The sequence below is a fragment of the Fluviicola taffensis DSM 16823 genome, from assembly GCF_943372375.1.
Classification (GTDB): Bacteria; Bacteroidota; Bacteroidia; order Flavobacteriales_D; family Crocinitomicaceae; genus Fluviicola; species Fluviicola taffensis_A.
This window is the reverse complement of sequence record NZ_CALRYJ010000008.1, coordinates 107,939-129,740: the sequence shown is the minus strand read 5'-3', so window position 1 is coordinate 129,740 and position 21,802 is coordinate 107,939. Positions and strand designations below refer to the sequence as shown.

Genomic DNA, 21,802 nt, shown 5'->3' with positions numbered 1-21,802 from the left:
GGGGTGTTTACAGGGTGAACTTCCTGATTTCCTGGTATAATCGATTCGTTGGCAAGCCCATCACATTCGTATATGTGCCCTGCATGCGTTTTACGGCAACATAACCGATCCATTCCTGAACACCATAAGAACCAGCTTTATCAAAAGGTTTGTATTGATTGATGTAGAATTCGATTTCGTCTTCTGTCAGGTTTTCAAATTCTACTTCGGTTCGCTCTGAAAAAGAGGTACTGGTTGTTTTGGAGCCAATAAAAACTCCGGTTATAACCGTATGATTTTTTCCTGATAAACGGGATAGCATGTGTTTGGCATCGTTGAAACCGACAGGTTTCCCAAGAATTTCTCCATCGAGAATCACCACCGTATCAGCACAAATAACCACTTCATTATCCGCTAAATCGGGTATAAGAGCATCTGCTTTCAGTTTTGAAAGGAATTCGGGAACTTCTGAAACAGGAAGTGAATCCGGATAAACCTCTTCCGTGTCCTTGATCCGGACTTCAAATTCCACACCGATACCAGCCAAAAGCTCTTTTCTTCTGGGAGATTGGGAACCGAGGATCCATTGAATGTTTGTCATAGGAAATACCAGTAAAAGGGCATGGAACAACCAATCAACATGGTTATTTTTAAAATCAGGTCAATGCGTTTCAGTCTGTTTCGATCCGGTTTGTTCAAAAGAATGATACAACAAATCAGCAGCAGAAAGTAAATCAAAAATGAAGGTCCCATGACCCGTATGAATGTGTGATTGAAGACAGCGTACCCTTCGATTAAAAAAGGAAGTGAAATGCCGATTATTGCTATCAGACAAACAAAGGAAATCCATTTTGCCTTGTTGATTCCCAAAACGATAGGAATTGTTTTTGCTTTCAGCAACAGATCTCCTTCCACATCTTCCATGTCTTTTACGATTTCACGAACCAAATTCAAGCAGGAAGCGAAAAAGGCAAGGGCAACCACAAAGAATATTTTTAGGTTCAATTGCGAAATCCAATTGGCACCTTCTTTGAAATCGCTCATGAAATTGGCGCTTTGGAAAGGAGTTGTAAGACCCAAAAAGTGAATCCCGCATAATAAGGGAACCAGCCCTGTGAGAGCAGCAATAAGCAGGTTTCCAATCAGAAATTTACGTTTGAAATACATCGAATAGAACCAAAGGACATTGATGCTTAGCAAATGGATGAATACATACCAAAATGTTTCGTATTCCCATGTCAGATAACAAGCAATGGAAAAGGCAACTAAATTCAAAATCCAGTGAGAAACAATTGCCCATCTTGGTTTGAGATATTTCCCGATAATCACTTTGTCGGGTTTATTGATTCGATCTGCTTTTACGTCAAAATAATCGTTGATGATATTCCCTGCAGCTGCAATCAGAACAGTGGAAAAAACCAATAGGAAATAGTCAAGCGCTTCATGTGGATGCGATTTTTTTAGAACAATGTCTTCAGACATATAGGGAATGAAGAACATGCGGATTCCATACATTGTCAGAATAATGACAAGTAGATTGATTGGTCTTATGAGTCGGATGAAGTGCATTATTTTACAATCTTGTATTCCGTTCTACGATTTTCCTGATGCGCTTTCTCTTTTTCGTTCTCCTTAGCCATTTTTGCAATTACTTCGTCTGAGAAGATCGGCATGGTTTCACCATATCCTTTTGAAGATAGGCGAGTAGCCTCAATTCCTTGCTGAATCAGGTAATCCTTTACAGATTTGGCACGTGCTTCGGATAATTGTAAGTTTCGAGCAGCATCACCACGTGTATCCGTATGACCTCCAATTTCAATTTTGGTCGTCGGGTTCGCTTTCAGTAGATCACGGAGTTTATTCAATTCCACAAAAGATTCAGGGCGCAAAGTGGCTTTGTCCAAATCGAAGAATACGTTTTTCAAAGCTGTTGTGGATCCTGCAATAATAGGATTCATCGGAACATCCATGTGAAATGATTCCTGGTTGTCTGCAACCGTCATGTTAAAGTTTTGGGAGAAGAAGGTATATCCCGGATAACTCACCGATAAAGCATAATCCTCGTTGATCGGAAGGGATACCGTAAATGTTCCGTTCACCTGATCCGCTTCAGATTTGATCACCTCTTTTCCCGTTTTCATATTGACCAAAGAGAATTTACCCGGAAGTGGTTTTTTCGTGACTGCGTCGAATACCAATCCATCGAAGTACAATGTTTTCACCGGACGGAACTTTTCAGGCATGATGAAGTAGTAAATATCCAAATCACCGAAACCTCCTGCACGGTCAGAAGCAAAGAATGCGATTTCACCATCTGCACTTACCAATAATGAGTTTTCATCTGCACTGGTATTGATTGGATAGCCTAAGTTTTCCGGTTTGCTCCATTCTCCTTTGTCATTCATACGTGACATGAAAATATCCAAACCACCCATTCCCGGATGACCTTGGGAAGAGAAATACAATGTTTTCCCATCCGGGTGAATCAGAACGGACTCTTCCATGTATTGTGTATTGATGGTATTCGGTAAACGAACGGGTGTATCCCAGGAACCATCGTCTTTTAAAGTTGAAAAATAGATATCTGAATCAGGTCGTCCGTTACGGGACATTACTTTTCGAACAAAATAAAGTGTTTTTCCATCTGCCGACAAAGAGGGTTGTGATTCCCAATTTCCTGTATTGATTGCACCCGGAAGATTTACAGGGTCAACCCACTGATTCCCCAAGCGTTTGGTGTAGAACAAATCACAGCTTCCTTTTCCTTTTCTATTGTCTCCGTAGTTTGTTCCACTTTGATCCGAACAAGCAACAAAAATGAGATTTCTACCATCGGCACTGATCGTCGGGGCTCCTTCATTGTTTACGGTATTAATGTTCTTTGGCATCGGAATAGCCGCCTCCCAAGTATTGAAGGTGCTTAAATTCGACACATAAAAATCTTCCTGTTTCTGAAAAGGACCTTCCACTCGTTTGTCATCAATTAAACGAGTAAACAATAAGGTTTTTCCATCAACAGTGATTGTAGGGAAATATTCAGGATCTTTTGTATTTACTCCGGGACCCAGGTTTACAGGTTTGAATTGATTCGGATTTTTCATCGCCTCGATTGCAAAAGCACAATCGCTGATGAGTTGTTTCGAACGCGACACATAATCAGGATGCGCACCTTTTGTTTGTACGAAAGTGGTCAGGTTCTTCGAAGCATTTTCGTATTCACCGACACTGTATTCCAATGTTCCAAGGTAGAAATAAGTTGCACCACCGGAAGTTGGAGTAGGGTTGATTGCCAGTGCTTTTCTGTATTGTTCAATGGCTTTATGGGGTTGATTTAAGGATTCATACATTTCTGCTTCAACCATATGAACTTCCCAAAACGCCGGATCCTTTTCCAATGCTTTTTCCAATAGGGCTATTCCGGCAGAATAATTCGGACCATGCGTCTTTGGATCAACAGATTTTCCCGGTTCATCCCGACCTTGTTCAAATAAGGCAATTGCTTTTTTGTTTTTGGAAGAGTAGGTCATTTGGGCTGTAGAGCAAGAAGCTGTCGCTAAAATGAATAAAGCCAATAAAAGGTTTTTCATGCTTATGGTATTTCTAAGTATTTGTGAGTTTGCAATGAGATCTTCCATTTCGGATGATTTTTCACGTACTCAATAATTGTAGGCAATAATTGTTCCCTTTTTGACCATTCAGGTTGCAAATAGAGAACACAATTTTCATTCACTTTTTTAGAATGATCCTCTGCCCATGCTAAATCTGATTTATGAAAGATAACAATTTTTAGCTCTGAAGCTTTCATGTAAGCCTCTTCAACCGGAGCTTTAAACTTTTTTGGGGAAAATGTATACCAATCTACATTTCCAATCAAGTTGCTTGTTCCGGATGTTTCAATGGCAACGTATTTTCCAATGGAGTGAAGCGCTTCGATCAGTATAGTCAAATCGTACATTGCGGGTTCTCCACCTGTAATAACCACCAGGTCTGCCGGATATTGAGCAACGATATTTTTTAATTCTTCGACACTCATCTTCGGGTGGACATCGGCATCCCAGGATTCTTTCACATCACACCAGACACAACCTACATCACATCCGCCAAGCCGAATAAAATAAGCCGAAGTACCGGTGTATTTTCCTTCACCTTGCAGGGTGTAGAAATGTTCCATGATTGGGTACAAAGTCGAATGGTTTTGTGTCATAACTCAAAGGTAATTACTAATTCCGAATTATATATGCCGTCCCGATAGCTATCGGGATACGAATTGCGAATTAAAAAGTCATTTCGACTCCGCTCAATGACCTTTTTAGCTTTTTCGGTAATGTTTTTCCGGTGACTGAATGCTTGCGCTAAAGCTGCAGCATAGGCGCAGCGGAGTCGAAGGTGCCGGAAATCAGTAATTAAGAAAGGACTTCCAAGTCGCTGATCTCATTAATATTCAGAACAATTATTCCGGTATCGTCTGCACTGAAGTTCTTCTTGAATTTGACTCCGGTTGCCCATTGATGTTCGGCATAGGAATGTTTTCTGACAACTGTTTGGGAATATGTTTCATCAAAAGCTTCAATGATGATGAGCAATTCTGCCAGTTTTTCACGCACCTCGGATAAGCTCATGTCATATAATGGAGAGTCGTCATTGATGACGTGCACCAATGTCCAGGTGAGAGGGAAATACCTTACAAAATCAACTTCCAAAGGGATGTTGAAATATTTGCGATTCACGACATGCGTGTCCGGATTTTCATTCACCAGTGAGAGTAGCACGTGAACTTTTGTGTTTAAAAGGACACTGTTGCGTTGGTTCACGATTTTAAACATCAGAGCCATTTTATCTTTGTGGGGAGTAATGATTACATTGTGCGAGAAAGCGATTTTAGTTGATGGTCTGGAAAAACGACCGTAAATCAAACCGGTTGCAATTGCAAAAGCGATCAGTCCTACAAAAGCCTCCATTGCTGCGATAAAGGAAGTGAGATTTCCTACAGGAGCGATTGCTCCATAACCGACAGTGGTGAATGTTTGTGCACTAAAGTAATATGCTGCGATGAATGTATTTTGATTGGGGTTAATTCCATGTAAATGTTCGGTTCCAACCCAGCAATAAATTCCGGCGAAGAACAGGTTTGCGATCAGAAAACTTCCAACGAGGAAAAAACCGAATTTCCATGCATTCAGTTCAACCAGGTATTTATAGAAATCCTTCAGAAGGCGAATTGTTCCGATACGTTTGATGTTATAGGAACCATCTTCGTTCAGGATGCGTTTTACGGACTTTTGATATGCTGTGCCTAAACCAGGATCTTGCGATTCGTATTGATTGATTTCTTCTTTGACTCCCATGAATGTACCTGTTAATGAATTCTTGAAATTAATGAATCTATTGATTTGAAAATAAAAGAATAAGCAAAAAAAATCCCGTTCATCGGCTGATGAACGGGATCTTGTAGTATTAATTAGAGCGATTACGCTGTAACTCCTAAAATTTCCGCCATTTTCGCACCGATATGAGCTGGAGAATCAACTACGTGGATTCCACACTCGCGCATGATACGTTTTTTAGCTTCAGCTGTGTCATCATCACCACCAACGATTGCACCTGCGTGACCCATTGTTCGTCCTTTTGGTGCAGTTTCACCTGCGATAAATCCAACAACCGGTTTCGTACCGTTTTCTTTGATCCAACGAGCAGCGATTGCTTCCAAGCTACCACCAATCTCACCAATCATTACGATACCTTCTGTTTCCGGGTCATTCATTAACAACTCTACCGCTTCTTTTGTAGTTGTTCCAATAATTGGATCACCACCGATTCCGATTGCAGTTGTAATTCCTAATCCGGCTTTAGCAACTTGATCCGCTGCTTCGTATGTTAAAGTTCCCGATTTGGAAACAATTCCAATTTTTCCTTTTTTGAAAACGAAACCTGGCATGATACCAACTTTTGCTTCTCCCGCAGTAATAACACCCGGACAGTTCGGACCGATCAAACGTGCTCCTGAACCTTTCAAGTATTCTTTTGCTTTCACCATGTCATTTACAGGAATACCTTCTGTAATACAAACGATTACTTTGATTCCTGCATTTGCTGCTTCCATGATTGCATCTGCTGCGAATGCAGGTGGAACGAAAATAATAGAAACATCAGCCCCCGTTTTTTCTACTGCATCAGAAACTGTATTGAAAACAGGACGATCCAAATGAGATGTACCACCTTTTCCAGGAGTTACCCCACCAACAACGTTTGTTCCATATTCAATCATTTGACCTGCATGGAAAGTACCTTCACTTCCTGTGAATCCTTGTACAATTACTTTAGAGTTTTTATTTACTAGAACACTCATGTTTGAGAATTTAGATTTCGTTTTTAAAATGCGATTCAAAAATAGGGGTTTCTTTTTGTTTTAACAACGTTTTGAGCGTTTTTATATTGGGATTCTGTGCTTTTTTTACTGATTCTTGAAACTTTTTGGAAATGAGCTTTTTAAGAGACCTGAATGAATTGATTTTAGTTTGAACTGATCCATTTTTATTGTAGGTTTAATAGGTGTCTTTTGAGATTCAAATGCAATAAATGAGTAATTATCCTGTTAATCAGTCAATAAAGTTATTATTATGAGAATCAGCATCGTTTTATTGTCCGTTCTAATTAGCGGAATCGGTTTTTCCCAGCAAAAAGATTCATTAAAAACAAAGACACCTCGGTTTGTTGTGAAAATGACGCATGGCATGACTAATCGCAATCAATTTGACTTCACGAATTCCGAATGGGAAAAAATGACACCTGGATTTTCTATTCCAGATTCGTTAAAAGCAAATCCCAGCAATCATTATGGACAGAATATCCATTCTTTTACCAATGATTCCTATTATATGTTTTCATTTGGGTTAATCAATGGTAAAAACCATCAAGCCGGGAAAAAGTACCGTACAACAACGACCTTTCATTTGGGGTATGGTCCGCAAATGGTATCTTCCAAATTCTGGAATCACGAAGTGAAACAAGTCATCGATACGTTGATTTCTTCTCAAACGGGAGATGCCTATTACGTAACAGGTGTTAGAAGACAAGATGCTTCAAAAGAATACAAATCTCAGTCCATTGTATTTGGAGTTGGTCAACATTTTGCTACAAATCCGGAGCGGATATTCCAATTTGAAACCGGAGTTGATTTGTTGTGTGCAATTAGTGTCATGAGTGAAGTTCGAGCTAGTTTTTCAGATTGGTATACATTTGAGGGGTTGCCGGAAAGTAACAATTACCCATCTTATCAGCAACCAAGCAATATAACTCCTTCGGATTTTAGAAAGTATGCGGGTAAAACAGTTGCCGGTTTAATCATGCGCGTCCCTCTTGAAATGAGTTTTAAACTTTCCAGGAAAAATCCGGTTATAAGCAGGATGCGAATAGGAGCAGAGTTGAATCCGGGATTGGCGATGCAGTTCACGAAGGGGCAAACAAGTAACAATTTCAGTATGAGTGGAGGAATGAACTTCCGTTTTGCATTTTAGGAGAAATCAAGATATATGATATGAGCATAACCGATTTTGGTTGTGGTTTTTTAATTTTAAGTAAGCCGTCTTTAAAATCATTGGTTATTTTTGAAGTCGAATAAAACCGCCAAAAATGAAAATATCTTTTCTGTTTTCTATCTTCCTAATTTCAATTGCGGGTTTTGCGCAAAAGAATGATTCAATCAAATCAAAACGATTTCCGGCATATATAATCAAAAGTTCCCTGGGAATTCATAGTAACAACAATCTGACATTTACGAACGCTGAATGGGAAAGAAGAACTCCGGGAGTTTCTGTTCCTGATTCTTTTCAGGTTAATTCTAACGGTGAGGATCATTTTAACGCTGATCCGTATAAGCTTTATTGGATGCATAGTATTTCTCTTATTCAGAATAAAGAAAAACAAGCAGGAAGAAACTATCGGTTTACGACACTTTTTCATTTGGGTATAGGACCGGAAATAAGGGCCGATAAATATTGGTTTCATGAAAACAGGGAAGTATTGGATACCCTGATTTCACTTCAAACAGGCGATCCTTATTATGTCATGGGAAACCGAAGACAGGATATCCAAAAGTCCTATAGATCCAAATCAACCATGTTAGGTTTTGGAGAGCATTTCGCCACAAATCCGGAGAGTATTTTTCAATTTGAAACAGGAGTGGATGTTTTTGCGATGTTTAATTCCAGTATCACAGAATCTTACGTGAAAGATAGCTATATTATAGAAGGAGTTACTTCGGGAAGTTACAACTCATTAAGTCCCCAGCCTGTTTTGAATGAACCTCAATCAATCTCACACAAGGGAAGGACCTTATATGGGATTCTTTTAAGACTTCCTCTTGAATTAAGCGTTCCATTATCATACAAGAATCCGGTATTGAAAAGAATGCGATTGGGGGTTGAATTGAACATCGGTGTAACCATGTATTTCACAAAGGGTAAGACTAATTTCTTAGCCGGTGGTAATTCAGGAGTTAATTTCCGTTATGAGTTTTATGAGGTTAATAGACATTTTCTATCGAAACGTCAAAAACCAGTGTCGAATTAGCAGGAATATCGTCCAGAGCATCATCACCATATCCTAAGTGCGGAGGAACAACCATTCGAAGTTTCGTTCCTTCAACCTGACCCAAAAAACCGAGTTGAAATCCACCGATAAGTCCTTTCAGATTGCTTTTGAATGGTTTTCCAGGTTCTGTCTGATCGAATTTCTGTCCGTTTGTGAGTTGACCTTTGTATTCCATTTCGATTTCACTACCGCTTTGGATTTTTTCTGTTCCGGTTCCCTTCTCTAAAATTTCCACGATCAATCCACCTTCCAGCACTTCGTAGTTCCAATGGTGTTTTTTGGCGTAGTTCTCGGCTTCAGATATAAATTGATTCTTTTGTTCGTCAGAGTAGGTATTGCAACCGAAAGTACTCAGTCCGGCAAGTAAAAGGAATAATAAATTTCGCATAATCAATATCTTACAGGAGTTACTTCGTATCCTTTTTGGCGGAGCAATTCAATGACACCATTCGGTCCGCCCAAATGTCCGGCTCCAACAGCAAAAAAACAGGTTTTGGAACGCATCAGGTTTTCCATTTTCGGAATCCAGTTTTTGTTTCGTTTATCCAATAGTTCTTCAGCGGAACTGCCTAATTCGTCGCTTTCCAAAATCAGCTTTGCAAGACTTTCCAAATCCTGCTTGTTGTAATACTGAACCATTTTTCGGAAACTTTCTTCTCCCTGGTTTGGATGCCTGACAGTTTCCATAATGAAATTCGCCATTTCATCGGAAGGCATTTTATCGAAGATGGAAAGTTGGTATTCAACCGTTTCGAGACCGGTTACCGGAATTTTATCCTGTTGTGCTTTGGATTCAATTTCCATATCGACCATTCGGATTTTTCCCGAGATCATCTTTTGAAAGCTCAATTGCAACAAGGTGAAGGGTTTTCTTTTTTCGAATGCTTTTTCAAATTGTTCCGATTTCACGCCTAATAAATCCGCCCCCCAATTCAGAACTGAATCTTTTTGCTCCGCAGTAAAGATATCGAAACAGGAACCTGAATCGAGCATCATCAATTTCATCAGTGAACTTTGATCCGAGAGATTTGCAACTTCCAAAATCACTTCATCCGATTTGGAGATGATCTTATCGAGTTTACTTGGGAAATAGTAAAGCGAATCCGGAATCATATGAATGGTTCCAAAGAGGTAGGAAACTTTTTTGTCCTTGCTTTTCACTTGGTACAAAAGCGAATTGTTTTGTCCGAAAACAAAGCCTGAGAGGACTAAAAAGATCCAGGTTAGAAATCTCATCTTATTTTTCCAAGGTTAATTCAGCCAAATAATGATCGTCTTCTTCCAATACGCGAATGGCTTTCAAACCTACATTTTTTGCTGCTTGAAATAAATTATCAAAATCAACATAAAGCCAATCAAACCAAGGACCTTTTTGTTTTTTGTATTTCATTTGAAAACGGAAGTTTCCGTAATATTCCGTATTCAGATCAATCCAAAGAGCTCCGTCTTCATCCTCGTACAAGGAATGAATATCTGATGAATCACACAAGATTTTCCCTCCCGGATTCAATAACGATTTGGCATGCTCCAATGTCTTTTCCAGATTGGATAATTTACCGGCAATCCCAATTCCATTCATTAACATCAGGATGGTGTCGTATTTTCTATCCGTTAAGGAGAAGAAATTGATTCGTTCAGCATTCAGGTCGTTGCTTTTCAAGTATTCCACAGCACCCTGAGAAATATCGATACAATCGACTTTAAATCCTAAATCTTGCAGATAAGCTGCGTGAATTCCGGCTCCGGCACCCACATCCAAAACGTGACCTCTTGCCAATGTAAGCGCCTTTTGCTCAATCGCTGGCATTTCATCGAATTTTCTGAAAAGCACTTCCAACGGAATGATGTCGTCCTCACAAATATCGGAGGAAACAATAATGTCTTCCGGGCGTCTTTTATCCGCGTATTCTTTGATAGCAACTCCAATCGGATCGCCGTATGTTTTTTCGTTACTCATTTTTTTCTTTTTAGACTGAAAGACTCAAGACAATAGACAGTTAATTTGTCTTTAGTCTTATGTCTAATAGTCTTCATTTAATATTCATATTCTTCAAAACCTGATAAATCCTCCTCGTCGTATCCGTCTCCGAAATCTTCATCAAATTCATTTAAATCTTCATCGTCTTCTTCCCCATAAAACGCATCGTCCTGAACTATTTTCGAATCTTCAGGAGGAGCTGTTCCAACCGCAAGTGCAATTTGGGGTTTGTCTAAGGTTTCCTCTGTACGATCTTGTAATTCAATCAGAAAAATCCACATTCTTAGAAAATCGTAAACAAGAATGATTTTTTGATCCGGAGCTTCCATGAAATCTGTCAATTTTGCTTCAGACATAACGCTTGTTATTTCCGGATCTTCGTCAGAATAGCTCATATCCATCAAGCTAATTTCATGACCTTTGTCCCACTCATCATTTGACATGAAGAATGAACCGATTTCTTTTCCTTCAAAATTAAAGGAATTCAATATTACCCGATAGAATGATTCAAAGTTCTCATTTTCATTGATAATAATGTCTCTAAAGATTTCTTGGTCTTTTTCGGAATCTAATAACACGCGAAATTTAAGCGCTCCCATGCAGTTGTTTTTTTTACAAAGATAATTTTAATGGAGAATGTAGAATTAAGAATGCAGAGACAATTTGCTCTTAATTCGACATTCTTAATTCTTAATTGACTTTCAAGCCCAGTTCTTCACCTATCTTCAACATCAATTTCTTTGCCGTTTCAAAGTCATTCGGAATTTCACCTTCCAGAATAGCTTCTTTTATTCGGGTTTTAATGGTTCCGATTTCTCCACAAGGTTTGAGATTGAAGGTCGACATGATCAGGTCTCCGGAAATTGGAGGTTGGAAATTTCGAACATGATCTTTTTCCTCCACAGCCTTCAGTTTCTCAACAACCAATTCAAAATTCTTCTTGTATTTCTTGACTTTGAATTCATTTTTAGAGGTGATGTCTGCATTGCATAAGGTCATCAGATCGTCGATATCATCACCCGCTTCAAAAAGCAGGCGCCTGATTGCGGAATCTGTGACATTACTTTTCACCAGGGAAATTGGTCTTAAATGAAGTCGAACCAATTTTTGCACGTACTTCATTTTTGCATCCAATGGAAGTTTTAACCGACTGAATATTTTTGGAACCATGCGAGCTCCCAATTCTTCGTGTCCGTGAAATGTCCATCCAACTTGTTGGTCGAATCTTTTCGTCGGAGGTTTAGCAATATCATGTAGAATTGCTCCCCATCTCAGCCACAAATTATCGGAGTTGAGAGCAACATTATCCAATACTTCCAAGGTATGATAGAAATTGTCCTTATGACTTCTTCCGTCCCTGGTTTCGACTCCATGAAGTGCTATCATTTCGGGGAAGAATTGATGAAGCAATTTTGTAGAGTTCAACAGTTCAAACCCGCGTGAAGGTTTCTCCGCTAAAATAATCTTGTTCAGTTCATCAATGATTCGTTCCTGTGAGATAATCTCCAGTCTTTTGGAGTTTTCCAAAATTGCCTTCAGACTACTCATTTCAATCTGAAAATCGAGCTGAGTAGCGAACCGGATCGCACGCATCATGCGCAATGGATCGTCAGAATAGGTTGTTTCAGGATCCAATGGTGTGCGAAGAATTCCTTTTTCCAAATCAGCCAATCCATTGAAAGGATCAATCAGATTCCCGAATGTTTCAGCACGTAAATCCAAAGCAAGCGCATTGATGGTGAAATCGCGTCTTTTTTGGTCGTCGCTCAATGTTCCATCCTCCACAATTGGCTTTCTGGAGTCCCTTTGATAAGATTCTTTTCTGGCGCCTACAAATTCGACATCCAAGTCTTTGTAGTTGAATTGAGCTGTACCGAAGTTCTTGAACAGATTCACCCGTTTCACGCGCAGTTTATCTCCAGCTGCCTGAGCCAATTCCATTCCATTTCCGATCACCACAATATCAATATCCTTGGAAGGTCTTTCCAACAACAGATCGCGCACAAATCCACCGATGACGTAAGCTTCCAAGCCTTTTTCAGAAATGATTTGAGAAACAACCTTAAAAACAGGATGTTTTAGTTTATGGGCGAAATTTTGTGTTTGCATGCGGATGCAAAGTTACTGAATTTAGGGGAATCAGCTTCTGATAACTTGAATTGAACTGTCTAATCCTATTTTTATGATTTGAGAAGGAGTGGAGAGTTGTTCATTTGTTCGGATTTCAAGAATGGCATCAACATGCTCTTTAATATTGGGATCAATGGCTTCAAAACTGGTCGGAAATGGCTGACCGGAAATATTTGCTGAAGTTGAGACAATTGGTAAGCGAATACTTCGTATCAATGACAGACAAATCGGATCTTTTGTTAACCGAATTCCAACAGAACCATCTGCTGCCAATACACTCGGAGCTAATCCTTGCGCATTTGGGTAGATAATCGTCAAAGGTTTATCGGATAGATCAACCAGATCATAACACACAGCAGGAAACTCAGGAATGTACTTTTCAATCATCTGAAAACTATCAACCAAAAGTATGAAGCTTTTATTTTCCGGTCGGTTCTTGATTTCGAAAATCCGTTGACATGCTTTTTCATTCGTGGCATCACATCCAAGCCCCCAAATGGTATCGGAAGGATAAAGGATTGTTTTTCCAGCTTTGAGTGCTTCGATGACTTTTTGATCCAGAATCATTTTAGAGATTTTTTTGGCAAAGTTACTCCAGATGACTTAAATGGTAAGTCTTTTTTGTTTTAAAATTGAATAGTGTTTCCATTTTTTTATAATTGAGAATTTGCTCTTGAGTGATTTCAATACAAAGTGAATGAGGGGAATAACTGACGTCAATTAGCCCTGCATCCCAAAGTTTTTTGAGATGAATATGAACACTTGATTTTGATAAATGAAGCATTTCGGTCAAGTCTTTATTCGTTAGTTTGGGGTATTTAATAAGCAATTCGATCATTTTAACCCTGCAAGGATGTGATAGAGCTCGACCTGTGAGAGAAATGGAAATTTGTTTTGGGGTGTAATCAAGAGGTTTTGAAGTTGGCATAATACATTGAATATTAATTGAATAAAATGGCTTTCTAAATTAAGTTAAGGAAAATTAGCTCATTGTTCAAGAGAATTTTCAAAAAAATAAATTCGAGAATTTTGTTGTTCGAGAATTCGCTTGTTAGCAAAGATACGAACAGTTTTAGGGTTAATTAATTGTAAATCAGAATATTGTTATTTATTGGTTTATAATTTTTCTTCTCTCACTTTTTCTTAATTTTATCACTCAATCAAATTTCCGTGAAAAAAATATTGATTATTGAAGACGACCAACAAATTAGTTCACTGGTTGAAAAAGGATTATCGGAAGAAGGTTTCGAAACCAAAATAGCAAACAATGGACTAAAAGGATTGGATGAATTTCATTTTTGGAAGCCTGATCTGATTATTTTGGATCTCATGCTTCCCGGATTGAATGGAATTCAGGTTTGCTCCAAGATCAGGGAAGCCAGTCAGGTACCTATTTTGATGTTGACAGCTTTGGGAACTCCCGAAAATGTTGCTCTGGGATTAGATTCCGGTGCTGATGATTACTTACCTAAGCCTTTCAAATTTATCGAGTTGAATGCGCGGGTCCGATCATTATTGAGAAGAGTTGAAAACCAACAGTCGAATCCAAGTACCGTATTTCATTTTGACGATTTGGTAATGGATGATGATAAGAAGACGGTAACTCGTGGTGGAAATCAGATAAGCCTTACTTCGACTGAATATCGTCTGTTGTTGCTATTTGTAATGAATCCAAGAAAAGTGTTTTCGCGAATTGATATTCTGGAAGATGTTTGGGGAGTTGATTTCGAATCCGGAACAAATGTGGTGGATGTTTACGTCAATTACTTGCGGAAGAAACTGCTTCAATTCGGAGGTTCCAAACTGATTCATACAGTGATTGGAATGGGTTACGTAATGCGGGAGGAAGAATGAAGATACGTATTCGGATTATCTGGTTGTTAAGCACAACATTTGCAATTCTGGTATTGCTTTTCAGTGCTTTTGTTTATGTGTTGTCATCCAACTATGTATTCAATGATTTTTATGACCGACTGAAAACGCATACCAATACCACGATTCGAATCGAATTGGATCATCGCGGTGATAAGGAGTTTGTAAAAGAATTTAAAGAGGAATATCTGGAGAAACTGCCGGAAGAGAATAGTATTATTGTGGCGTTGGATAAACAGGGGAAACCTCTTCTGAATACAAAACAATCAAAGGAGGATAGCCATTTCATTCAAAAAGTTATTCGCTATAAAAGCGGACAGGAGCGAAAAGGAAACTTACTGAAATATGGAGTGCTTTATGTTGCCAAAGACGGGAAAAGCTATGTCGTCTACACCTCTGCGCGGAACATGTATTACACGAAGTACAAGAATTACCTGGGGGGATTGTTGATTTCCTTGTTTTTCTCAGCCGTTGTTTTAATTGTAGTTCTTTCTTTGTGGCTTTCTAAAAGGTTGATAAAACCGATAAGTGATTTGAGTTCCAGTGTGCATAAGATTGGAACAGAGAACCTGCATTTTAGAATTGAAAATAAGCAAGAGAGAGACGAATTAGGAGAACTCATCCGAACGATGAATAACATGTTGGATCGTTTGGAAACCAGTTTCGAAACACAGAACAACTTCATCAGCAACGCTTCACACGAATTAAATACACCACTTACAAGTATCATTGGTCAGGCAGATCTGATGTTGAGCAAAGAGCGGAGTGCGGAGGATTACAAAACCGCATTGAATCATATTTTGGAACAGGCGGAGAAGCTAAATAAGAAAACGAAAGCACTCCTGTTTTTGGCACGAACCGGATTTGATGGTAAAAAGATGACCATCGAAAAGTTACGAGTGGATGAACTGATCTTTGAAACAATGGAAACTGTCAATCGAATTATTCCCGGGAACAAGATTCAATTCGATTTCGAAAGTCTTCCGGAAAACCTCGATGCACTTGAAATAGAAGGAAACTCGCAGTTACTTCAACTGGCTTTGTCGAATGTGTTGTTGAATGCAAGCAAATACTCGGATAATCAACCTGTTCGTATTTATTTGACACATACTAAAGAAGCCATTTCCGTGCATGTCCAGGATCATGGGATCGGAATCCCGATTCAGGACCTGAGCCATATTTACGATCCGTTTTTTAGAGCTTCGAATACCACTTCATTTGAAGGTTATGGAATTGGATTGCCTTTGACCAGGAATATCATGCGCCAACATCAAGGAAAGATCATCGTTCATTCGGAAGAAGAAATAGGAACTTTGGTGAGTTTGGTAATTCCTTATAAATCCTGAATAAAAGTTAAAAATCGGAATTCTAATCCCGTTCTAATCCCGCTCTTATCTCATACTTATACCCGTGATCTAAATTTGTTCAAAACAAATAGAGATGGGAACAACAATTCTAATACCGACTGACTTTAACGTTTCATCATTGGAACCACTTAAAGCCTTAATTCAATTTCAGAATGAGGATTCAATCAATGTGCTTTTGGTACATGGGATTTATCTATCCAATTCAATTACCGACTTATTGTTTTTTGATCAAAGTGATTTGAAGATCGAATTGGCCGGAAAAAAATTCCTAAGTAAGCTATACGATTTGGAAAAGGAATTGGGATCAAAAGTGGGATCGATTCAAATCACCTTCTTCAGCGGACTCACCCAAAGTTCCTTTGAACAGTTTGCAGAAACGAATAAGGTGGATAGAATCATCATTCCCTATGAATTGACATTCGATTGGTCGCACAAAAAAAGTATGGATATCCTGCCTTTCCTGCATAAATCAAAAGTAAGAAAGCAATTGATTGCCTGGGATAATAATCAATATTCCAGTAAGACAAATCAAGTAATAGTTACAGCAATCGCATGAAACGAAAATTGGTCATATCAGCATGTCTTGCAGTTCTCACACTGAGCTCCTTCGGATACTATGTATTCAGTCATTCATCTTATCCGGAAGCTGCCATAGTGGGGGAGTGGAAGGAGGTTTCCTGGGTGTACGATAGAAACAATGTAGGGGAGAAAGTGAAACAGGTGATTGATGCGGAAGAACGCATGGATATAGCCAATCATTTGGTTATTCATGAATTTGAGAACTGGACTTTCCGAAAGAATTACAGTATCAAACTTCATGAACGAACCGGAAAGGAACATCAGGCCAAATGGCGCTTGAAGGATCGGGGAAGAATCCTGACTTTATTGAATGACGACGGAACAACGGAAGTCTATTCTGTTGAATCCTTGAAGAAAAACGAATTGATTCTTCACTTTGATACCGATGTTCATGCACGAGGAATAGTGAAGATTACATTAAAAAAAATGAATTAATATGCTACGTAGATTTAGTAATAGTAGAACGTTTCAGGATAACTTGAGATTGGGAATATTTACAGCAATCATTGCCGGAATGGTTAATGTGGCATCATTGGTTTTGTTTTATTCCTTTACCTCTAACTTAACGGGACACTTTGCCATCCTGGCACAAGAAATAGCAGATGGAAAATGGTTCCAGATGTTAGTGGTTTTCTTTTGGATTATCCTGTTCTTTTCCGGGAGTTTCCTGTCGAATAACCTGATTATAAACAGTACCAGGAAAAATGCCTTCGTTTCTCATAGTATTCCAATGATTCTTGAAATCGGGTGCTTTGTCTTTGTGGGAATTTATGGTCAGTTCTTTTACACCGAAACACTGACACAGACAGAGATTTTGGTTTCAGTATTGTTGTTCTCAATGGGGCTTCAGAATGGATTGACAGCGAGTATCTCAAATTTCCAGGTCAAAACAACACACTTAACAGGATTGACAACTGATTTGGCGATTCATTTATCGATGCTTACCAAAAAGAAATATCGAATGAATGCTCCATTGGTAGAGAAAACAAAACTGATGGCTGCAATCATGGGATCGTACCTGATTGGTGGAATTTTTTCCGGCTTGATCATTCATTACGTGCAATTCCAGGTATTTTACTTTATCTCATTGGCGATGCTGGGTGTACTCACCTATGATTTCGCAAAAACATACGTGCCATTTTTCGTGAACAAAAAAAAGCATGAAACGACATTGAAAACGAACATGGAAAAGATTCAGAATACAATCAAGAACACAACTAAAAAAAGTGGTGTTTTTTCAGAAAGTAAGCAGTAGATTATTCTTCTCCACTGAACTTTTTATACAAATCAGGTCGACGTGTTTTTGTGCGCTCAATAGCCTGTTGCTCTCTCCATTGCTCAATTTTCCCAAAGTCCCCCGATAATAACACGTCGGGGACTTTCCATCCATTAAATTCAGGTGGACGAGTGTAAACCGGCGGAGAAAGTAAATCATCCTGAAAACTATCCGTTAATGCAGAAGTTTCATCATTCATGACTCCTGGAATCAGTCTTCCTATACTATCCACAACAACTGCAGCGGCTAACTCACCACCTGTCAGGACATAAGATCCGATGGAAATTTCCTTTGTAATGTAGTGTTCGCGAATGCGTTCATCCACTCCTTTGTAATGCCCGCAAAGGATCAGGATATTCTCTTTCAGACTCCAATTGTTACTGTGTCTCTGCTCCAATAATTCACCATCGGGAGTCATGTAAATGATCTCATCATAAGTACGTTCGGATTTCAACTTCTCGATCACCGTTACAATCGGTTGAATTGCCATCACCATTCCGGCTCCTCCTCCGTACTGATAATCATCCACATTCTTGTGCTTGTCTGTTGAATAGTCGCGGATATTGTGAATGTGAATCTCCAGTAATCCGCGTTCTTGTGCACGTTTCATCATGGAAACATTGAAAGGACCTTCTAAGAGTTCCGGAAGAATGGTGAGAATATCAAAACGCATGATGCAAAGTTAGTCAAATTGAAAAGGTCAACCCATTCAGGGATGAATAAATCATAAAACCAAAGCTATTTCTTTGCTGCAATAAACGTTTGCAAAATCAAAAACTAATGCTTTTTCTTCTTCGCTTTGAAATAGGTGAAGATTGAAATAATCAGTAGAACTAGTGTCAAACCGATCCAAAGCATGGAATTATCGGATTTCTTTTTGGGTTTGGAAGTGATTTCTTTCGAAGCTACCTTTTCCGTCTTTGTTTCCGATTTTACTTTTTCCGTCTCGATTCCTAAATAACTTAATAGTTTCTCGGGATTCGTTTCTACTTTGGACCAATCGATTGAGTAGTCACTTCCGGGCGGATTGAATACATAGTTTTGATAAGGAACACCTTGAATCTTCTCAATAATCACTCCACCGGAAGGTGTTCCGGACATGGATTTGGTGGCATAATCTTCACGTAATTTCCGAGCTTGTTCAATCTTTTTAATGATGTCTTTTCGATCGGATTTATAATAGATTTGAGCCAGCTGATAAAAAGCTTTGGCATGTTCAAATGAAATGGTTTCGAAGTAATAATCACCCAAATTGACAAAGAGATCTGCCATAATCGGATTTGCTTCTTTTGGTGAAAAAGGAAAACGTTCTTGTAATTGAATGTACAACTGATCGAATATCTTTTTAGACTGTTTTTGTTTGGAGCTCAGGTTCAATACGGAATGATTGTTCAGGTAATTAGGATCTTTTTCCAGCGCAATCTTAGCTTCGAGAATCTTTACATGAATCCATTCACTTCCTCGGTGAGAATCCGGATTGATCTCAATACCTTTTCGGATATATTCCAGCGCTTTTTCGTTTTGACCTGACAATTCATAGGTTGTTCCAAGATTCGCGATAATACTGTATTCATCGGGATGAAGTTCAGCGAGTTTTTCGAAAATGACCAATGCTTCTTTCACTTTTCCGGACTGAACCAAATGCAAACCGTAATTGGAGAGCAACTTGAAATCGGCTTTCTTTTTGAGCTTCAGTTCCAATTCAATCAACTGTTTCTCTAAATATTGTTTATTAAATGCCTGTTTGAATTTTCTTGTACGTATTTCAACCGGATGGACTCTTCCTTTTGCGTCTAGAGCGTAGTATTCATTGTAACAGGAAAAGCTGGTTGAGTAACTGAAAAGTAGGAGTAAAGTGAGGACGCAACGCATAGGTATTTTTGTTTGGTTTGCTGAAAATTACGAAAAAAAGAACTAAAAATCAGCGAATTGACTATATTCGTCGAACTAACTGGTAAACTGTTTAACGAAACCAAACTGTTCACATGAAATTCATTCTGGCTATTGCTCTTGCGTATTGTTTCTCCTCCGGAGATGGTGTTGTTTACATCTGTGATTCTCCCGGTTCTGTTGCTTTTCATTACAAACGTGATTGCCGCGGACTCAATAACTGCAAACACGAAGTGAAAAAGACTACCGTTGCAGAAGCCGAAAAATTGGGATTGAAAATCTGTGGTTGGGAAGATTAGGGTTTTCTCCCGCAGATGCACAGATAGAAACTCGCCTACCGGACTCGTGATAGTTTCTATTCGCCTAGTCAGATGGTAAATGGATTTTAATTTTTAAATAGAGTTAATTTATTGTCTTTTTTACATCTTCAATACAAATAGAATAACCTTCCATTAGACTACTTGCGGTTATTGATTTTGCAGAAAGTATATTTACATACTCTTCAAGTTTATTTAAGATGTAATTCTTGTTTTTTATAGAACTAATTTTAATAGTTTTTGTCTTGTAATTTAGGTTTTCATAGATGAATTCGTTTTTTAGTTCATTTATTAGCTGAACTTCATTTTCTTGAAACATCATAAAAATTCGAGAGTCTGTTTTTAAATTATTTAAATCACTAAAAATTTCCTTGTTATAAATACTTGTAAAAGAACTTGAATTGAGTACTAGATTAATTTCATCGATTCTTGGATAGTATTTTTCTATCTGTATGAATTCAAATTTCTTAAAGTGATTGTTGAATAAAATATGATTTCCGTTTTCTAAATAATAACAGAGAGAGTCAGCAGTTTGCATTTTTTTGTATGCAGACTTTTTTATCTCCTTTAGTTTTATTAGATCTTTTGAAAATTCATTTGATATTAAACTGAAATGATTCTTTACTTCTGAAATTGATTGTTGACGCTCTTTGTAGCTATCAATTAATAATGCTAATGTGATTCCGATGAAGATTACGATTACTTCAATAGCCATTTGATACAAAAAGCCTTTTTCTTTTTTTTCCATGATCCAAGAATAGTGTTATTAAAAGCCTAAAGTATTTCTTTTCTGCTTATGAAAAGCTGCCTTATGTGATTTGAAGGATAATATTGATAAATAATGGCGACTGGTAAGCGCCATTAAAATCTGTGCATCTGTGGTGAAAATGAAATCCGAGGATTAATTCGTCTTCCGTGCATTAATCACAACCACCGTGGCTATAATGATCCCAACCCCCAGCCATTGCATGCCCGTTACTTTTTCGTGCAAGATCAATTGTGCAGAGCAGATGGAAACCGGAATTTCAATAGCAGCCAAAATTCCCGCTAATCCCAATCCTGTTTTGGGAATCCCGATGTTGAACAGGATAGGAGGGATCACCGTTCCGAAAAGACCCAGAACGATTCCAAACTTTAAGAAAATCATCCAATCCAGGTGTTCCCAGATCTGAATGTTCCAGTAAACGATGACCATCAATAAACTTCCTACAATCAACCAAAAACTGCGTACCACACTCGATAGTTGGGTTTCCACATGATTGGAAGCGTGCATGCTGATCGTGTAAGACAATGCTGCCAGTAAACCGTATACGATTCCTTCCACAGATATGTGAACATCTTCCTGAATGAGGTTTGTAGCTAAAATCGTTCCTCCCAAAACACAGAAACTGCCGACTATTTTGAGCCAATGAGCCACTTTCCGGGTTTGGATCATTTCCCAGACAACGCTCATCCAAATAGATTGCATCAAGAGGATGATTCCGATGGAAACAGAAATGGTCTGAATGGAAATGTAGTAGAAACAACTCGTCAAACCCATCGAAATCCCAAAAAGGATCAACTTGGATTTTGATTTCAGGGTCGCTTTCACCGGAGTTTTTTTTCGTTTTGCCGCTTGCATCAATACAAACAATACAATTACTCCAACCAATGATTGATAAAAGGTAAGGATACTCGTATGCGCATCGTGGTTATTGGCATACTTTACAATAGTTGCCAGAATTCCATAACTCGCTGCCCCCAATCCCACAAATAATGCACCTCTTAGCTTGCTCATACTTTTGTTTGAGAGCCAAAATTACTCCTTTTTTCGGGCTGAGTATTA

25 protein-coding genes are annotated in these 21,802 nt (G+C 38.6%); 8 read left to right on the top strand and 17 right to left on the bottom strand.

The genetic code is table 11. The annotated features are described in order from the left end of the window. Positions 1-7: 7 nt before the first annotated feature. From AAG807_RS12595 to sucD, 6 genes are all read right to left on the bottom strand, one after another. Positions 8-580: a Maf family protein gene (locus AAG807_RS12595; RefSeq protein ID WP_341904401.1), complete on the bottom strand. Its 573-nt coding sequence runs from the start codon at positions 578-580 to the stop codon at positions 8-10. Further along, the gene (locus AAG807_RS12590; protein ID WP_341904398.1) at positions 577-1,548 is read right to left on the bottom strand and encodes a geranylgeranylglycerol-phosphate geranylgeranyltransferase; all 972 of its coding nucleotides are present in this window, start codon (positions 1,546-1,548) and stop codon (positions 577-579) included. The genes AAG807_RS12595 and AAG807_RS12590 overlap by 4 nt, the downstream gene beginning before the upstream one ends. Continuing rightward, entirely contained in the window at positions 1,548-3,566 is a 2,019-nt protein-coding gene (locus AAG807_RS12585) for an OmpA family protein (RefSeq protein ID WP_341904395.1), read from the bottom strand. Before AAG807_RS12585 ends, AAG807_RS12590 begins: the two co-directional genes overlap by 1 nt. A gap of 2 nt (positions 3,567-3,568) precedes the next feature. Then, complete coding sequence (locus AAG807_RS12580) at positions 3,569-4,183, bottom strand: 7-carboxy-7-deazaguanine synthase QueE (RefSeq protein ID WP_341904393.1); 615 nt, start codon at positions 4,181-4,183, stop codon at positions 3,569-3,571. Between the two features lie 199 nt (positions 4,184-4,382). Beyond that, positions 4,383-5,324: an ion channel gene (locus tag AAG807_RS12575; RefSeq protein ID WP_341904392.1), complete on the bottom strand. Its 942-nt coding sequence runs from the start codon at positions 5,322-5,324 to the stop codon at positions 4,383-4,385. A gap of 122 nt (positions 5,325-5,446) precedes the next feature. Further along, a complete protein-coding gene (gene sucD / locus AAG807_RS12570) occupies positions 5,447-6,325 on the bottom strand; it encodes a succinate--CoA ligase subunit alpha (RefSeq protein WP_341904390.1) in 879 nt (292 codons plus the stop codon). A 271-nt stretch (positions 6,326-6,596) separates the two neighbouring features. Here sucD and AAG807_RS12565 point away from each other — a divergent pair, with 271 nt between their 5' ends. Beyond that, positions 6,597-7,493, top strand: a complete 897-nt coding sequence (locus AAG807_RS12565; protein ID WP_341904388.1) for a hypothetical protein — start codon at positions 6,597-6,599, stop codon at positions 7,491-7,493. 115 nt (positions 7,494-7,608) lie between these two features. After that, positions 7,609-8,547 (top strand): hypothetical protein, encoded by a 939-nt coding sequence (locus AAG807_RS12560; protein WP_341904386.1) that lies wholly within the window; start codon positions 7,609-7,611, stop codon positions 8,545-8,547. On the opposite strand, the gene AAG807_RS12555 is transcribed toward AAG807_RS12560, so the two are convergent. The 7 genes from AAG807_RS12555 to AAG807_RS12525 all read right to left on the bottom strand — a co-directional run bounded on the left by AAG807_RS12555 (position 8,501) and on the right by AAG807_RS12525 (position 13,604). Next, positions 8,501-8,956 (bottom strand): FKBP-type peptidyl-prolyl cis-trans isomerase, encoded by a 456-nt coding sequence (locus AAG807_RS12555; protein WP_341904383.1) that lies wholly within the window; start codon positions 8,954-8,956, stop codon positions 8,501-8,503. The two genes, AAG807_RS12560 and AAG807_RS12555, sit on opposite strands and share 47 nt — an antisense overlap. Positions 8,957-8,958: 2 nt before the next feature. Beyond that, on the bottom strand, positions 8,959-9,804 hold the full coding sequence (locus AAG807_RS12550) for a TraB/GumN family protein (protein ID WP_341904379.1): 846 nt from the start codon (positions 9,802-9,804) through the stop codon (positions 8,959-8,961). Position 9,805: 1 nt separating this feature from the next. After that, complete coding sequence (locus AAG807_RS12545; protein WP_341904376.1) at positions 9,806-10,525, bottom strand: class I SAM-dependent methyltransferase; 720 nt, start codon at positions 10,523-10,525, stop codon at positions 9,806-9,808. 77 nt (positions 10,526-10,602) lie between these two features. Next, complete coding sequence (locus tag AAG807_RS12540; RefSeq protein WP_341904373.1) at positions 10,603-11,145, bottom strand: hypothetical protein; 543 nt, start codon at positions 11,143-11,145, stop codon at positions 10,603-10,605. 91 nt (positions 11,146-11,236) lie between these two features. Further along, complete coding sequence (locus AAG807_RS12535) at positions 11,237-12,655, bottom strand: HD domain-containing protein (protein ID WP_341904371.1); 1,419 nt, start codon at positions 12,653-12,655, stop codon at positions 11,237-11,239. 30 nt (positions 12,656-12,685) lie between these two features. Continuing rightward, positions 12,686-13,243 carry an L-threonylcarbamoyladenylate synthase gene (locus AAG807_RS12530; RefSeq protein WP_341904369.1) on the bottom strand — a complete coding sequence of 186 codons (558 nt, stop codon included), beginning with the start codon at positions 13,241-13,243 and terminating at the stop codon, positions 12,686-12,688. Between the two features lie 22 nt (positions 13,244-13,265). Continuing rightward, complete coding sequence (locus tag AAG807_RS12525) at positions 13,266-13,604, bottom strand: winged helix-turn-helix domain-containing protein (protein ID WP_341904366.1); 339 nt, start codon at positions 13,602-13,604, stop codon at positions 13,266-13,268. 242 nt (positions 13,605-13,846) lie between these two features. Between AAG807_RS12525 and AAG807_RS12520 the strand changes: the two genes are divergently transcribed. From AAG807_RS12520 to AAG807_RS12500, 5 genes are all read left to right on the top strand, one after another. After that, positions 13,847-14,530, top strand: coding sequence for a response regulator transcription factor (locus AAG807_RS12520; RefSeq protein WP_341904363.1), 684 nt, complete (start codon positions 13,847-13,849; stop codon positions 14,528-14,530). Continuing rightward, complete coding sequence (locus tag AAG807_RS12515; RefSeq protein ID WP_341904361.1) at positions 14,527-15,894, top strand: HAMP domain-containing sensor histidine kinase; 1,368 nt, start codon at positions 14,527-14,529, stop codon at positions 15,892-15,894. Before AAG807_RS12520 ends, AAG807_RS12515 begins: the two co-directional genes overlap by 4 nt. A gap of 94 nt (positions 15,895-15,988) precedes the next feature. After that, positions 15,989-16,471 carry a hypothetical protein gene (locus tag AAG807_RS12510; RefSeq protein ID WP_341904356.1) on the top strand — a complete coding sequence of 161 codons (483 nt, stop codon included), beginning with the start codon at positions 15,989-15,991 and terminating at the stop codon, positions 16,469-16,471. Beyond that, positions 16,468-16,929, top strand: coding sequence for a hypothetical protein (locus AAG807_RS12505; protein ID WP_341904353.1), 462 nt, complete (start codon positions 16,468-16,470; stop codon positions 16,927-16,929). Before AAG807_RS12510 ends, AAG807_RS12505 begins: the two co-directional genes overlap by 4 nt. Position 16,930: 1 nt before the next feature. Then, positions 16,931-17,749 carry a YoaK family protein gene (locus AAG807_RS12500; RefSeq protein WP_341904351.1) on the top strand — a complete coding sequence of 273 codons (819 nt, stop codon included), beginning with the start codon at positions 16,931-16,933 and terminating at the stop codon, positions 17,747-17,749. 1 nt (position 17,750) lies between these two features. On the opposite strand, the gene trmD is transcribed toward AAG807_RS12500, so the two are convergent. Continuing rightward, complete coding sequence (gene trmD / locus AAG807_RS12495; RefSeq protein ID WP_341904348.1) at positions 17,751-18,443, bottom strand: tRNA (guanosine(37)-N1)-methyltransferase TrmD; 693 nt, start codon at positions 18,441-18,443, stop codon at positions 17,751-17,753. A gap of 104 nt (positions 18,444-18,547) precedes the next feature. Next, the gene (locus AAG807_RS12490) at positions 18,548-19,642 is read right to left on the bottom strand and encodes a tetratricopeptide repeat protein (protein WP_341904346.1); all 1,095 of its coding nucleotides are present in this window, start codon (positions 19,640-19,642) and stop codon (positions 18,548-18,550) included. A 113-nt stretch (positions 19,643-19,755) separates the two neighbouring features. Between AAG807_RS12490 and AAG807_RS12485 the strand changes: the two genes are divergently transcribed. Further along, the gene (locus AAG807_RS12485) at positions 19,756-19,959 is read left to right on the top strand and encodes a hypothetical protein (protein ID WP_341904344.1); all 204 of its coding nucleotides are present in this window, start codon (positions 19,756-19,758) and stop codon (positions 19,957-19,959) included. A 103-nt stretch (positions 19,960-20,062) separates the two neighbouring features. Here the strand turns inward: AAG807_RS12485 and AAG807_RS12480 are convergent, their stop codons facing one another. Next, entirely contained in the window at positions 20,063-20,725 is a 663-nt protein-coding gene (locus AAG807_RS12480) for a hypothetical protein (protein WP_341904342.1), read from the bottom strand. A gap of 153 nt (positions 20,726-20,878) precedes the next feature. Further along, on the bottom strand, positions 20,879-21,754 hold the full coding sequence (locus AAG807_RS12475) for a DMT family transporter (RefSeq protein WP_341904339.1): 876 nt from the start codon (positions 21,752-21,754) through the stop codon (positions 20,879-20,881). Between the last annotated feature and the right edge of the window lie 48 nt (positions 21,755-21,802).